14 protein-coding genes are annotated in these 14,768 nt (G+C 61.8%); 12 read left to right on the top strand and 2 right to left on the bottom strand.

The genetic code is table 11. From position 1 onward, the window contains the following. The 6 genes from PY257_RS13640 to PY257_RS13615 form a co-directional block, all read left to right on the top strand. The coding region (locus PY257_RS13640; protein WP_345799249.1) for a DNA adenine methylase at positions 1-894 on the top strand (894 nt) is incomplete at its 5' end. A gap of 999 nt (positions 895-1,893) precedes the next feature. Continuing rightward, entirely contained in the window at positions 1,894-2,178 is a 285-nt protein-coding gene (locus tag PY257_RS13635; protein ID WP_015063519.1) for a hypothetical protein, read from the top strand. A 96-nt stretch (positions 2,179-2,274) separates the two neighbouring features. Further along, positions 2,275-2,709 (top strand): antirestriction protein, encoded by a 435-nt coding sequence (locus tag PY257_RS13630; protein WP_011171688.1) that lies wholly within the window; start codon positions 2,275-2,277, stop codon positions 2,707-2,709. Positions 2,710-2,756: 47 nt separating this feature from the next. Next, complete coding sequence (locus PY257_RS13625) at positions 2,757-4,163, top strand: klcB (protein ID WP_275742728.1); 1,407 nt, start codon at positions 2,757-2,759, stop codon at positions 4,161-4,163. A 14-nt stretch (positions 4,164-4,177) separates the two neighbouring features. Continuing rightward, on the top strand, positions 4,178-4,435 hold the full coding sequence (locus PY257_RS13620; protein WP_011171686.1) for a helix-turn-helix domain-containing protein: 258 nt from the start codon (positions 4,178-4,180) through the stop codon (positions 4,433-4,435). A gap of 116 nt (positions 4,436-4,551) precedes the next feature. Then, positions 4,552-4,986 carry a hypothetical protein gene (locus PY257_RS13615; protein ID WP_012251081.1) on the top strand — a complete coding sequence of 145 codons (435 nt, stop codon included), beginning with the start codon at positions 4,552-4,554 and terminating at the stop codon, positions 4,984-4,986. 45 nt (positions 4,987-5,031) lie between these two features. Here PY257_RS13615 and PY257_RS13610 read toward each other — a convergent pair whose 3' ends face one another. Both PY257_RS13610 and PY257_RS13605 read right to left on the bottom strand, forming a co-directional pair. Then, positions 5,032-5,697 (bottom strand): TetR/AcrR family transcriptional regulator, encoded by a 666-nt coding sequence (locus tag PY257_RS13610; protein ID WP_050978270.1) that lies wholly within the window; start codon positions 5,695-5,697, stop codon positions 5,032-5,034. A 114-nt stretch (positions 5,698-5,811) separates the two neighbouring features. Beyond that, complete coding sequence (locus PY257_RS13605) at positions 5,812-6,402, bottom strand: TetR/AcrR family transcriptional regulator (RefSeq protein ID WP_012251079.1); 591 nt, start codon at positions 6,400-6,402, stop codon at positions 5,812-5,814. Between the two features lie 233 nt (positions 6,403-6,635). Here PY257_RS13605 and PY257_RS13600 point away from each other — a divergent pair, with 233 nt between their 5' ends. Genes PY257_RS13600 through PY257_RS13575 form a run of 6 tightly spaced genes read left to right on the top strand, consistent with a single transcriptional unit; the run spans position 6,636 to position 14,582 of the window. Next, positions 6,636-7,796 carry an efflux RND transporter periplasmic adaptor subunit gene (locus tag PY257_RS13600; RefSeq protein ID WP_275742719.1) on the top strand — a complete coding sequence of 387 codons (1,161 nt, stop codon included), beginning with the start codon at positions 6,636-6,638 and terminating at the stop codon, positions 7,794-7,796. Between the two features lie 9 nt (positions 7,797-7,805). Continuing rightward, entirely contained in the window at positions 7,806-10,937 is a 3,132-nt protein-coding gene (locus tag PY257_RS13595; RefSeq protein WP_275742717.1) for an efflux RND transporter permease subunit, read from the top strand. Next, entirely contained in the window at positions 10,934-12,397 is a 1,464-nt protein-coding gene (locus tag PY257_RS13590) for an efflux transporter outer membrane subunit (protein WP_012251076.1), read from the top strand. Before PY257_RS13595 ends, PY257_RS13590 begins: the two co-directional genes overlap by 4 nt. Positions 12,398-12,404: 7 nt before the next feature. Continuing rightward, positions 12,405-13,256, top strand: a complete 852-nt coding sequence (locus PY257_RS13585) for a universal stress protein (RefSeq protein WP_012251075.1) — start codon at positions 12,405-12,407, stop codon at positions 13,254-13,256. 20 nt (positions 13,257-13,276) lie between these two features. Beyond that, the gene (locus tag PY257_RS13580) at positions 13,277-13,951 is read left to right on the top strand and encodes a TetR/AcrR family transcriptional regulator (protein WP_012251074.1); all 675 of its coding nucleotides are present in this window, start codon (positions 13,277-13,279) and stop codon (positions 13,949-13,951) included. A 1-nt stretch (position 13,952) separates the two neighbouring features. Then, entirely contained in the window at positions 13,953-14,582 is a 630-nt protein-coding gene (locus PY257_RS13575) for a TetR/AcrR family transcriptional regulator (RefSeq protein WP_012251073.1), read from the top strand. Positions 14,583-14,768 lie beyond the last annotated feature (186 nt).

The following is a 14,768-nucleotide window of genomic DNA, read 5'->3' as shown; positions in this document are numbered from 1 at the left end:
ACCACCTCCGCGCCAGTGCTAGCTTTTCGTACCGTCACTTATTGCACTGAAAACGAGGAGACCCCGACGAACGTTGCGCAGGTTCGCCAGCTCAGTCCGTTCCGCTATCCGGGCGGCAAGACGTGGCTTGTCCCAGAGGTGCGCAAGTGGCTGACGGCATCCAAGATCACGCCATCGGTGTTTGTGGAACCCTTCGCGGGTGGAGCAATGGCGGGCCTGTCGGCCGCCGCTGAGGGTTTGGCCGAACACGTCTTTCTGGGCGAACTGGACGACGATGTGGCCGCTGTCTGGCAAACCATCTTCCACGGCAAGCCCGCTGACGTGAAGTGGCTTTGCAAGCAGATCATCGACTTCGATGTGAACCTTGAGAACGTCCGGGAGATCCTCGACGGCAACCCCAAGAGCATTCGCGGCCGGGCCTTCCGAACCATCGTCAAAAACCGGATGCAGCGCGGCGGCATCATGGCCGCAGGCGCTGGCCTCGTTAAGACCGGAGAGGCCGGGCGCGGCCTCAATTCGCGCTGGTATCCCGAAACGCTGGCCCGTCGCATCGAAGCCTTGCAGGCCATGCGCGATCGGATCACCTTCGAGCAGGCCGACGCCTTCGAGGTGGTGCAGCGCTACGCTGATGATGCCAATGCGTTCTTCTTCGTTGATCCGCCGTACACCGCAGGCGGCAAGAAGGCCGGGGCACGGCTCTACACCCACAACGAAATCGACCATGAAGGGCTGTTCGCGCTCATGGCCTCGGTGCGTGGTTCAGTGATGCTGACCTATGACGACGCGCCCGAAGTGCGCTCGATGGCAGAGCGTCACGGCTTCCGCGTTGAGCCGGTGCCGATGAAGAACACCCACCATGAAGTCATCCGCGAGCTGTTGATCTTGAAGCCCTAGTTGTAGCGAATGGTGTGCAGTCGCGCCGAGCGATGTTCAGTCTGATTCAGCGATGGAAATCACACCAGGTCTGCCGAAGATCCACCCGCGCCCTGTGGGCGGCTTGTGGACAAATCGGCTCACCGTGACACTTGGGGGGCGTTCATTGACACTTGGGGGGCAGAGTACCCCGGCGCACTGCAGACACTTGAGGGGCAAACGTCGGTTTTCAGCCTGGCCAGGCGTGGCCAAGTGCCTGCAAGCGCTCGCCGCGGTCAAGTTATGCACAGGAACTGTGCATAAGCCTGTGGAAAAGCCCGATTTCTATAGACACTTGAGGGGCGCAACCCTAGACACTTGGGGGGCGGCTTCGTTGACACTTGTGGGGCCAACTACAGACATTTGAGGGGCGCACCCTAGACACTTGAGGGGCAGCGGTTTTGCTTTTTTCTTGGCGTATCAACGACTTACGGCATGTTTTCCGATGCGCTAACCGCTTTATAACCACTTTTTAAACCAAATTTTATAAACCGTAGTTATTAACCTGCGTGCTTAAAAAGCACGCGCCGAAGGGGGGAGACCCCCCTTCTCGATCCCACCCGGCCGCAAGCGGCCTCCCATCCCCCCAGGGGCTGCGCCCCTCGGCCTTCGGCCTCACCTGCATTCGAGCTGCGCCTAACGGCGCAGAGGGCTACCAAACAGGCGCAAGCGCCTGCAACAGCCCTAATTTCGTCTCTGGGTCGCTGCGCTATGCCCAAAGGGGCTGCGCCCCTCTGGACTCCTGCAACTCTCCATGCAGCTCAACCATCGCGGCCACAATGGAAGGACCGCGCAGCGCAACGGCCGCAAGGTTTTACTCCAAGGGGAAAAGGGCCGGCGACCGTTAGCCGGATTGCTGGGAGAAGTGGCCCCTCAAGTGTCAAAGAAACGCGGGTACGGGTTGACGGAGTAGGGCATTTTGCCCTATAATTGATGGCAAGGCCGGGCGCTTCGCCCAGGTCAACAACCGGAGCATTTCCGATGAGCAAGACTTTGAAAGTGGCCGCCTTTCGTGCCGAAGCCGATCACCTGTTTCGACTGGCGAACGTCGATTACCACGCCTGCGTCGGTGCCCACGAGCTGGACAACTGGCGAGCCGTCGCCGGCCGCGTGCTGGCCGAGGTCGAGCACTGCGAATGCAAGCGCGCCACGCCCTACGACCTGGAGCAGTTCCGCAAGGCTGTCGAGGCCGTGAAGGAACGCATCACTCAGGCCGTCGAGCGCGGCCAAGCCAAAGCGGCCAACGATTCCCGCTTTAGCGGCTAAAAAGTTTAGCTAAATTGCTGTAAATTAGGGCATTTTGCCCTATAATTCATTTTGAAGGCCGGGCATTTCGCCCAGGTCAACAACCGGAGAACTCCGATGAACGACACCCAAGCAAACCAACCCGTCACCGCGTCCCTGGTCGCCAGTAATCGCCGGCTTACCTTCCTACCTACTTACTTCGGACCGCGCCTGATGATGCGCGGCGAATCGCTGGTGTATGCCTGGCTGCGCCGGCTCAGTGAAGACTACAACGGCGGGTTCTGGAACTACTACGAACTGAGCAACGGCGGGTTCTATCTCGCGCCCGAGCTGACTGGCCGGCTGTGCCTGGAGGTCGACGGGAACGGGTACAGCGGCGAGCTGTCGGCCGATGCGGCCGGCATCGTCGCAACCCTGTTCACCTTGGGCCAGCTTGCCGCTGACAACCAGGGCACGGACGTGGCGGATGTGCTGATCGACCGCTACCACTTCCTGCGCGACTTCGCACGCGACCACGCCGAGGCCGCAGAAATCTTTCGAGCGATCGACTAAAGGGGGCCGGCTCCAGCCGAAAGGCTGGGGCCACCTGGAGCGCGATCATGGATCATGAAGACAGAACCGACCGGCGCAATGCGGCCATCGAGCCCGGCCGCCTTCTCGCGGATGGGGACGTGGGCGCAGCCGAGCGCTGCCATGCGTGCGGCGAGCTGCTGCACCCCTACCCCGAGCCCGAATACTGGATGCAATACCCCCTGCCGGGCTGCTGCGTGGTGGACGGCCTGCGTTTCTGCGACGACGACCGAAAACCGGAGTGCATCGACTCGCACCTGGTCAAGCATCCGACGCCGGCAGCGCCGGCCGCCGTGAAGACCAAGAGGCGCGCCAAGAAGGCCGGGGGCGTCGAGGAGCGACTACGCGAGCGCGACGAGGCGGCGGCGGACCTGGCGGCCGAGCTGCCCGAAGAGCGGGCCGGCCTGCTGGCGGTCGCGGCCGAGGCCGTGGCCGCTTGTCACGCGGCCGTGCTGGCCAGCGACGGCGCTGCCGCCGAAGCAGCCGCGAATCGTTACGACGCGAGCATTTGGAAGCTCAACGGCGGCACGTACCAAGGCTGCAAGGATGGCGCGAACCCCGAGGCGGCCGGCACGTTGATCGAGCTACATTGCAGCGCCGCGCCTGGCGTGGTGCCGATGTGGGGCCAGTCGGGGGAATTCCTGATGGAGTCGGCCGGCGTGCGCTGCCTGGTGGAAGTCGGTGATGGCTTTGGTTCGCTGCTGGATCGGCATTTCGCGTTCCATGTCGTTGACCTGGACGGGCCATTTATCTCAGAGACGGGCTACCGTTCGCATTTCGAGACGGCACAGGGCGGGATGACCGTTGACCAGGTGGCCGCCGCCGTGTTCGCCGGCTATCTCAAAGCGCATCGTCGCTACCTGACAGCCGAAGCGCAAAACAGGCATGCCGCCAAGCCGGTGCGCCCCTGGCTGGCTGGCATGGCGCAACCGCCCAGGCGGGCGCGGGCCATCGAGCCGGTGGGAGCCGATGACCTGGCCGAACCACTGCCGTCCGGGTTCGTGCTGGTGGATGCCGTCCTGACCAAGCACCAGGCATTCATCGTCAAGAAGTGGGCCGAAGCTGCGCGCCTGAAAGTCAAGGCGGCCAGGGGGGCCGCCAAGGCCGTGCCGGCCCGGATCGACGCCAAGGAAGAAGACGTAGCGCCCTCCCCTGCTGCCGAGAGCGACGACTACTACTACGAGGAACCCCCGGCGACAGAGGCGTTTTTCAAGGGCGTTCGGTGCCAGATCAAGAGCGTCCACCATCCTGTTTTCGCCAAGGACATAGGCAAAAAAGTGGTCGTGACCAGAGTTGCCGCAGACACCCGCCAGGTGTTCGCGCATGAGGATCGACCCGTAACGTACAAAATCAACCGGAATGGGCGGCGCGTGGTGGATTTAGACCCGCGCTGTATTGAGTCGATTTACAGCATGGATGCCTTGCGCATCCTATGACCAGGAGCAATGCAATGTCAGAGGCAAATATCAGGCTTGAATGCCTGCGGCCCGCAAACGACGGCTGGGAGCAGCCGACCGGCGAAGAGGTGCGCGAGGCGCTGAAAGCGGCGGGCTTCACGGGAGGCCAAGCCGCGAAAGCCCTCGGGCTGGGGGCAAAGGGCGATAGAACCGTACGCCGCTGGATCGGCGGGGATTCGGCCATCCCCTATGCCGCATGGGCCTTGCTGTGCGACTTCGGCAATTTGGGCCAAATCTGGAAGAAGGACTAGGGCCTGTTAACACAAACCGCGAAGACCATCAGCCACCAGCACAAAGCTGAGGAAGCCCAGGTACATTGCATCGAGAGCGGATCCGCCAATCTTCTTACCCATTCAATGGATCGACCATGACATCCTCCAATCCACGCCAGAAACGCAAGCTGCCAGACTTCCTCACCGAGGGGCCGTTCATTCGGACGTTCATACCCAAGGCCAATGCAGAGCAGTTCATTGCGAACTACATCGGCCAGATGGGCGGCGAAGTGCAGTACGATTTCTTGTTCGAGAAAATCGATTCCCGCATCATCGCAATCAAATCTCCTCACGGAAGCGTTTCCGTGCTGTTTACTGACGATTACGATGCCCTGCCCGACTACACCAAGAACACGCGCGCCATGTACTACGGCGACATTCGCGGCGCGTTGGACGCCGCCCGCAGCGCGGGCCTGAAGATTCTTCAGGAATTCACCAAGACCCCTGGTGGCGCGCAAGGGCGTATCGAAATGGCACCGGGTTACAACATCGAAGTCATCGAAGTGGCTCCGGAATTGTTGAGGCCCTGACAATCCCAGATTCCGCAGCGAAGCTGCCGATCTATTCCCCCGCCTTCAGGGCAGGGGCGAAAGCGGCAAGCGATTCCATTCATCCTGCTGCGCCAGGGGAACACGATAGTGAGCAACGAAGCATTTCACTGCAGCGCGTACGTGTCGCGTGCGGGCTTCGACGGACATCGGGCGATGGGCGTTCGGCAAACAGCGCAACGTCGGATCCCCAATCACAAGCGAGAAGAAGTGGTCGGAGGCCAGCCTGGGATCGATGATGTGCAAGGATTGGCACCGGTGGGCATCGCGCAAGACCTCTTCCATTGCCTTCCGATAAGGCTCGACAATTTTCTGCCAAAACTGCGCTCCAAGGCGCGGTGCGTGGTCGATCGGCAGCAGGAGCATGCGATAGATACCGAGTGTCGATCGGTGCAACGCCAGTTTCAGCAGTCGTGAGGCGATCACCAGCAAATCGTCAAGGACATCCTTGCCGGAGCAGCGCATGATGTCTTGCGGGCGAGGCATTCTTCTTTCGAGCTCTTCCAGTGCGGCCGCAAAAAGCCGCTCTTTGCTGTCAAACTTTGCGTATATCGTCGCTTTGGTGGTATGCGCACAAGCAGCGATGGTCTCCATGCTCGTGCCAAAGTAGCCGCGGTGCGAAAAGCTGCTACAGGCTGCTTCAAGAATGACCTGGGCCTTTGCCGGATCCGGCTGGCGACCTCTCTTTTTCATTGCTCGTGCCCCTAAACTATGCATAGCGTCACGTTCGTGACTGTCTATCGCCATCACGACTGCGGGCAGGACGACAGGTCAGAAGCAGGGCGTCAGCTGCAGTCCATGGCGCGCTCAGTCCTCCAGCACAAACCGAATCACGCGCTCAAGCAATTGCTGATTCACCATCGTGCTGAGCTGAGGGTTGCGTAGCGTGCGGGCGGACAGACCCTCCAGCAGCGCACCAACGATCTCGCATCGTGCTTCGATATCGGATGCCCTGTTGCCGAGCAGATCCCGAAAGGCATGGCGCACTTCGACATCGTTCTCTTGAATGAGATGCGCGACTTCCGAATTGCGGCTCGCTTCGGCAAGGATCTCCATTGTCAACGCCGCGCGCCCAGGATCCATGTAACGCGGAACGCTGCGGGGCAATTCCTTGACGATCGCCGTGACGGCATCCGATCCTTGTGACGAGCTTCTGACGTCTTCGATGAGCTGCGCCAGTTCGGTGTGCTCGCGCGCCACGATGCCGGCGATGATCCCATCCTTGCCGCCGAAGAAATGGTGAATATGGCCCGCGCTCATCCCCGCAGCGGCCGAGATCTGCGACATGCTGGTGCGGTGAAAGCCTTCGCGCCGGACGCATTCGGCTGCAGCGGTGATCACCTGCTCCTTGCGTCGCTTGGCGATGGGCGTCTCGCTGGATTGCTTCGTGCTCTTCATTCTAATTTCTCATAAGTACGGAACCTGCCGTTCAGACCGGAGCAATTGAAGCCGCCGGCACACATGCGCTTCCATCCCATCTAGTGTACACTTCCGCTGGGTGGGCCGAGCGACCTAATTTCAGGTAAAGGCCCCGCCAGTCCGTGTCACTTAACTTTCGACCCCTGGGCCGAGCGTGCGCTGCAAGCACAAGTTAGGTGGGCCATGCCACCTAGATAATGCGTATTGTCCCTATGATCAAGAACAGAAGAACTTCTTCGGCCGTGCGTGTCGCAGTGCTTGTCACCCTGTCAGCGGGTTTGGCGGCTTGCGGTAAGGAAGACGCCTCCCAGCAGCAGGCTTCGGCTCCCGAAGTGGGTGTCATCGAACTGGCACCTCAGCCACTGGTGCTTACCACCGAGCTACCGGGCCGCACCACGGCCTACCTGGTTTCGGAAGTGCGTCCTCAAGTGACCGGAATCCTGCTCGAACGCCAGTTCCAGGAAGGCAGCGAGGTCAAGGCCGGCCAGGTGCTGTACCAGATCAATCCAGCCCCGTTCCGCGCCACGCTCTCGCGTGCCCAAGCCAGCCTGGATTCCGCCAAGCTCCTCGCCGACCGTTATGACCGTCTGATCGAGACCCGGGCGATCAGTCAGCAAGAGCGCGACGACGCCCGATCGCAATACCTGCAAGCGCGCGCAGCGGTCGAGAGCGCGCGTATCGATCTGGACTTCACCCGCATCACCGCACCGATTTCCGGGCGCATTGGCCGCTCGTCGGTGACCCAGGGCGCGCTCGTGACGGCCAATCAGGCCGACGCCTTGGCGACGGTCCAGCAGTTGGACCCAATTTACGTGGACGTGGTGCAGCCGTCGATCACCTTGCTGCAACTGCGCCAGGACCTGGCGAGCGGCCGCCTCAAGAGTGCTGGTGACGGCCAGGCCGAAGTCCATCTCAAGCTGGAAAATGGCCAGGATTACGCGCACGCGGGCAAGCTGCAGTTCTCGGAAGTCAGCGTCGATCCAGGCACGGGAGCGGTGACGCTGCGGGCGGTGTTCCCCAATCCAGACGGCATCCTGTTGCCGGGCATGTTCGTGCGCGCCCAGTTGCAGGAAGGCCGTCGCGAAAATGCGCTCCTGGTACCGCAGCGAGGGGTCACCCGGGACAGTCAGGGCAAGCCAGTTGCCCTGGTAGTCGATGACAAGAACATCGTGCAACAGCGCACGCTCGTCACCGAGCGCAGCCTCGATGGCCAGTGGCTGATCGGCGGCGGCCTGTCCGCGGGCGATCGCGTCATCGTCGATGGCGTCCAGCGTGCACGTCCCGGTGCGCAAGTCAAAGCCGTCCCCGTGTCGGCTACCCCGACGGGAGCCCCCGCCGCCGACGCGTCGCCCGCACCTCAGACGAGCAAGTAAGGGATACCCATGTCCAGATTTTTCATCGACCGCCCCATCTTCGCGTGGGTCGTGGCCATCGTCATCATGCTTGCCGGCGCACTGTCGATTCTGTCGTTGCCGGTCAACCAGTACCCCAACATCGCCCCGCCAGCTATCGGCATCATCGCCAACTACCCCGGCGCATCCGCCCAGACCGTACAAGACACGGTCACCCAGGTCATTGAGCAGCAGCTCAATGGCTTGGACGGCCTGCGCTACATCCGCTCGGAAAGCAATGCCGACGGCAGCGTCACCATCGTTGTGACCTTCGAGCAGGGCGTCAATCCTGACATTGCGCAGGTGCAGGTGCAAAACAAACTGTCCCTAGCAACGCCGATGTTGCCCCAAGCGGTCCAGCAGCTGGGCCTGCGCGTGGTCAAGTACCAGGTCAACTTCATGTTGGTGGCGGCCCTGATCTCAGAGGATGGCCGGCTGGACAACTACGCGTTGGCCGACCAGATCGTCTCGCAGTTGCAGGATCCGTTGGCCCGCACCGCGGGCGTGGGTGACTTCTTCGTGATGGGCTCGCAAAACGCCATGCGCGTATGGCTCGATCCGCTCAAGCTCAACAACTACGCCCTCACGCCGGGGGATGTGATCGCAGCCATCGAGGAGCAGAACGTCCAGGTCTCCTCGGGACAGTTGGGAGGACGCCCCACTGCGGGCAAGGTGGAGCTCAATGCGACGGTGATCGGCAAGACGCTGCTGCAGACGCCCGAACAGTTTGGCGCCATGCTGCTCAAGGTCAACACCGACGGCTCCCAGGTGCGCCTGCGTGATGTCGCCGACGTCGCCCTGGGAGCCGACAACTTCTCGATCACGACCCGCTACAACGGCAAGCCCAGCGCCGGTATCGCGCTGCGCCTGGCCAGTGGCGGCAATACCCTGGAAGCCGTCAAGGCCGTGCAGGAAACCCTTTCGCGTCTGGAACCGACGCTTCCGCCTGGGGTGAAGGTCGTCTACCCATACAACACCGCACCGGTGGTAAGCGAATCGATCAACGGCGTGGTGCATACGCTGCTCGAAGCGATCGTGCTGGTGTTCGTGATCATGTATCTGTTCCTGCAGAACTGGCGGGCCACGCTGATCCCAACGCTCGCCGTGCCGGTGGTCTTGCTGGGCACGTTTGGCGTCATGGCCGCCGTCGGCTTCACCATCAATACGCTGACCATGTTCGGCCTGGTGCTGGCCATCGGCCTGTTGGTCGACGATGCCATCGTTGTGGTCGAGAACGTCGAGCGCCTGATGGTCGAGGAAGGGCTGTCGCCACTCGAAGCGACTCGCAAGTCCATGGAGCAGATCTCTGGCGCACTGGTAGGCATTGGACTGGTGCTCTCTGCGGTGTTCATCCCGATGGCTTTCTTCGGTGGCTCCACCGGCGTGATCTACCGCCAATTCTCGCTGACCATCGTCACAGCCATGACACTGTCGGTGTTCGTCGCCCTGATCTTCACGCCTGCCCTGTGCGCGACGATGCTCAAGCCCGTGCACGGGCACCACGAGAAGAAGGGCTTCTTCGGCTGGTTCAACCGCATGTTCGAGCGCAATGCCCAGCGCTATGAATCAGGGGTCACGCGAGTGGTCGCGGGACGGGGCCGCTACATGCTGGCCTTCGCGTTGATCGTTGGCGCGCTGGCGGTGCTGTTCCCAATGATGCCGACCTCGTTCCTTCCGGATGAAGATCAGGGCACCATGGTGGTGCAGGTCGAGTTGCCGACCAACAGCACGGCCGATCAGACCGATCAACTGCTCAATGAGCTCAGCACCTATCTGCTTGAGGAAGAAGGCGATGTCGTGGACTCCGTCTTTGCGGTCAATGGTTTCAGCTTCGCGGGCCGGGGCCAGAACTCGGGCCTGGCCTTCGTTCAGCTCAAACCTTGGGAAGAACGCAAGCGAAGCGTCTTTGACCTTCAGGCCAGTGCGATGCAGCGCTTCAGCGAGGTCAAGGCAGGCACCGCGCTGGCCTTTGCTCCGCCGGCCATTCAGGAACTGGGCAACGCCACGGGCTTCAACCTGTTCCTGCAGGATTACCGCGGCGAGGGCCACGAACAGCTGATGCAGGTGCGCGGCCAGTTCCTCGCCGAGGCATCCAAGCACCCGGCACTGACGCTGGTGCGTCCCAATGGCAAGCCCGACGAGCCGCAGTACCAGGTCATCATCGACGATGAGAAGGCGCGCGCCCTGGGCGTGACCTTGGCCGAAGTCAACCGCACGATGTCCACCGCCTGGGGCTCCTCCTACGTGAACGACTTCATCGACCGCGGCCGCGTCAAACGCGTGTATGTCCAAGGCATCCCCCAGGCCCGCATCACGCCGGAGGACTTCAACAAATGGTACGTGCGCAACAAGAACGGTCAGATGGTCTCGTTTGCGTCGTTTGCCACCGGAAAATGGGTCTATGGATCCCCCAAGCTGGAGCGCTATAACGGTGTGCCGGCCATTGAGATCCTTGGCGAGCCGGCGCCCGGCTACAGTTCCGGTGACGCGATGCGCGCGGTCGAGGAGATCGCAGCCAAGCTGCCCAGTGGTGTGAGCCTGGCGTGGACCGGCCTGTCCTACGAGGAACGTCTGTCCGGCTCACAGGCTCCTGCCCTTTACGCGCTGTCGATCGTCGCGGTGTTCCTGTGTCTGGCAGCCCTCTACGAGAGCTGGTCGATTCCCTTCTCGGTGCTCCTGGTGGTTCCGCTAGGCGTGATCGGCACGGTTGCGGCCACGTTGATGCGCGGGTTGGAGAACGACGCGTTCTTCCAGATCGGTCTGCTGACTACTGTCGGGCTCTGCGCCAAGAACGCGATCCTGATCGTCGAGTTTGCCAAGGATCTGCACGAGAAGGGCGGTCGAACCCTGGTGCAAGCGGCGATCGAGGCCTCTCGGCTGCGACTGCGCCCGATCATCATGACCTCGCTGGCCTTCACCATGGGCGTGATTCCGCTGGCCATCTCCAGTGGCGCCAGCTCCGGCAGCAAGCACGCCATCGGCACCGGCGTGATCGGCGGCATGGTCACGGCTACTTTCCTGGCGATCTTCTTCATTCCGCTGTTCTACGTGGTGGTGTCGTCCTTGTTCACGAAGAAAGCCCGCAACACATCGGCTACAACGGCTGAGGAGCCAAGCGCATGATTTCGCCTCTTACCCGCACTGCGCTGGCGGTGCTCACCAGCAGCGTGCTGGCCGGTTGCGTCAGCCTGGCGCCCGAGTACCAGCGGCCCGCCGCGCCCATTGCCCAACAATGGCCGGCAGACTCTGCCGTCGATGCCACGCACGTGGCGGCACCTGTGGACCTGTCCTGGCAGACGCTGTTCGCAGACCCGAAGCTGCGCCAGACCGTGGACCTGGCGCTGGAAAACAATCGGGATCTGCGCAAGGCCGTGCTGAACATCGAACGCGCCAGGGCGCTCTATCGCATACAGCGCGCCGATCTGTTGCCTGAGGTCAGTGCAGGTGTGTCGGGGAACTCCGGCCGCACCCCCGCCTCGGTGTCGTCCACGGGAACGGCGGTGACGAGCCATAGTTACCGCGCCGACCTCAACATCGGCTGGGAGCTGGATCTCTTCGGACGTGTGCGCAGCCTCAGCGATCAAGCCTTGCAGGACTATTTCGCCACCGAGGCGGCGCAGTACGCCACGCGCCTGGGCCTGATCAGCGAGGTATCCACCACGTATCTGACCTTGGCCGCTGACCGTGAGCAACTGGCATTGGCCGAGGAAACGCTACGCAGCCGTCAGGACGCCTACGACATGCAGCGCCAGCTGCGCGACATCGGTAATGCCTCCGATCTCGCACTGCGCCAGGCCGAAAGCGAACTGGAGGCTGCGCGCGATCAAGCCCTGGCGTTGCAGGCAAGCGTCGCCACTGATCGTAACGCCCTGGAACTGCTCGTAGGTGCGCCGCTGCCTGCCGATGGCCAGCCTGACCGCCCTCTGGAATCGATGCTGGCCGTGCAGGACCTGCCGGCCGGATTGCCGTCGGACCTCCTACAGCGCCGCCCGGACATCCTGGCTGCCGAGTACCGGCTCCAAGGTGCCAATGCCAACATCGGCGCCGCGCGCGCCGCCTTCTTCCCCAGCATCAGCTTGACAGGGGGGATTGGACGGGCGAGCGACTCCCTGTCGAATCTGTTCGATGGCGGGACCCGTGCATGGAACTTCCTGCCACAGATCAGCGTACCGATCTTCAGCGGCGGCCGCCTTCGGGCCAACCTCGCAGTCGCCAAGGTGGACCGCGATCTCGCGGTCGCCGACTACGAGCACGCCATCCAAGGCGCTTTCCGCGAGGTGGCGGACGCGCTGGCCATTGGCAGCCGGCTCGATGGACGCCTGGACGCGCAAAAGCGCCGGGTCGACGCTGCAAGCGAGGCCTATGCACTGGTGCAGCGCCGCTACGACAACGGCGTCTCCAGCTATCTGGAGGTGCTTGACGCGCAACGTACGTTGTATGCCGCCCAGCAGAACTGGATCACCACGAGACTGGCGCGCCAGTCCAACGTGATCACCCTGTACAAGGCGCTGGGCGGCGATTTCGCGCCGGCCAGCGCCGCTTCTCCCACTTCCGGCGAATCCGTCGCCATTCGTCACCCGTGAGGTCGATATGTCCCAAATGCTCAAGGATATTGCGGTGTTCTTCGACGTCAGCGATGGCGGAGAACAGATGTTGGAGAAGGCCGCGAGACTGGCAGAAGCGCAAAACGCACGCTTGATCGGGATCACCAGTACCGAGGCAAACCATGCGGAGTCAAGCCCTTCGGACGGCTTCGCTCGAGGCGCAGCGATTCATGAGGTGATCGAACGCCTGCAAGCAGCATCTGCCGTGCACCTGCTCAACGCCGCCCAGGCGTTGAAGGAAGTGGCAGACCGCCACGGCGTGTCGCCCGAATTTCGCGTGATCCCCTACGTAGAATCGGGCGTCGGCATGGCGCTGCATTCCTTGTATTGCGATGTGCTGGTGGTCAGCCACCCCAAGGCACCCGGAGCGCCGTTTGCCTGGTCGGCCATTGACGTGCTGCAACAAACGGGTGTGCCGTTGCTGCTCGTTCCCGACGATTGGAATGGCCAGCAAATCGGCCGGCGGATTGTCGTGGCCTGGAACGCAAGCCGTCAGGCGCGCCGTGCCGCCGCTGATGCTCTGCCATTGCTGATTGCCGCCGAAGCCGTCGATCTGCTGATCGTCGACGCCGCGCGCAAAGCTGAATGGCATGGTGAGGAGCCCGGATCGGACATGGCTCACTATCTGGCTCGCCATGACGTTGTGGTCAATCTCGAACGCATCGATTCGGCAAGCAAACCTGTGGCAGAGGTCATCCGCGACCATGCCCTGGCCATGGGAGCCGATCTGATCGTCTTTGGCGCCTACAGCCGCCCCAGGATCAGTGAAGTAGTACTGGGAGGCGTCAGTCGCACGCTGCTCGCTGACGTGCCGTTGCCGTTGTTCGTGTCCCACTGAACACTCCAAGGACGTTGGCAGTGGCAGTGACCAAGGTTCCCCCGAGAGTAGGCCCCTGCACGCCAGAGGAGATTCTGGATGCTGCAGAATGGTGCTTCCTGCACTTGGGGGTCGCCGGTACCAGCACGGCCTTGATCGCAGCTCGTACGCGATGCGCGCGCAGCTTGGTGAGCGCACACTTCCCGTCGCCACGCAGCATCCTGCAGGAAGTGCTTTATCGTGGCCGGCTACCGCTTATCGGCCACCTGCGGCGAGTGAAGGCGACACAGACGCAGCTGATTCCTGCGCTGCGCTCCGCACTTCAACTCTGCCTCAACGATATCCTGCACAACGAACGCGTGCGGGCGACTCAGGAGATTCTGCTCTTCCATTGCGACCTGCGCCATCTGCCCAAGGATGTCCTCGAACAGCAGATCAAGGAGTCCGCTGAAGCCATGGCACTGCTGCGGTCGATCGCCGTTGACGCCAAGAGGGCGGGCGAGCTCAGAGAGAATATTTGCCCGGAATCCTGGGCGTCGATTCTTGGCCAGTTGCTCAGCGGCGCGGTTCGCCTTTGCTTGATGGAGCACACCGAGGACGCCCGCACTGAGGCATGGCGCACAGCAACACGCGCCATGGAAACAGCGTTTTTAATGGCGGGACCGCTCCAATCGGGCGAGGAAGCGGCATTGTTGAAGCGCGATTCATCGGCATAGGATGGCAGGTCAAAGAAAAATAGATGCGCTGGAAACCCGTGAGCGGATACTCGATGCCGCTGAATGGTGTTTCTGTGCTTATGGAGTGTCCCACGCTAGCCTGGAAGCGATCGCCGAAAAGGCCAGCTGTACCCGTGGCGCAATCTACTGGCATTTTTCCGGTCACGCCGACCTCATCAAAGGCATCATGGAGAGAGGGCTGCCGCCCTATACGAAGCGCTTGGAGGCGCTCTCATATGCCCCCTCCCCCTTGATTCAGAAGATACGCGAATGCTTACAGGAGTGCTTCGCAGCGATTGACGGCGATCAGCACGTGCGTAACGCGCTGACCATCCTTCTCTTGCGAAATGATTTCCTTGGCTTGCGCGAGCCATTTCTGGACAGCCGCTACCAAGAATCCATTGAGGTCACTGCGCCGCTCGCTCTCGCTTTCAGGCGCGCGATATCCAACGGCGAGATGAGTAGCGCTCTTGATCCCGAGATCTGCGCCGAGATGATCAACAGCACCATGCTTGGCATCTTACGTCGGAGCTTGTTGCGCAACAGCTGCGTTTTAGCGGGCACCGGCGCCGACGTTCTGGAGATGGCTTTCGCACTGATTGCCGGGATATCTCATCGCCCTCATGAATGAGAATTGAAAGATCTTTGTCATTAATTCCTCGCCGCGACAAACAATAGTGCGAAAGGCCTTGGGGCAATAGTTGGGCCAGATTTTGGTTCTTTTATATGCTTGCTTGTTTGAGAGCTAGATGGGGTCTCCTCGTTTTCAGTGCAATAAGTGACGGTACGCAAAGCTAGCACTGGCGCGGGGGTGGTC

Origin of the sequence: Curvibacter soli, from assembly GCF_029211125.1 — a bacterium.
Classification (GTDB): domain Bacteria; phylum Pseudomonadota; class Gammaproteobacteria; order Burkholderiales; family Burkholderiaceae_C; genus Curvibacter_A; species Curvibacter_A soli.
The sequence above is the reverse complement of the archived record's forward strand: the minus strand, read 5'-3'. Positions and strand labels throughout refer to the sequence as shown.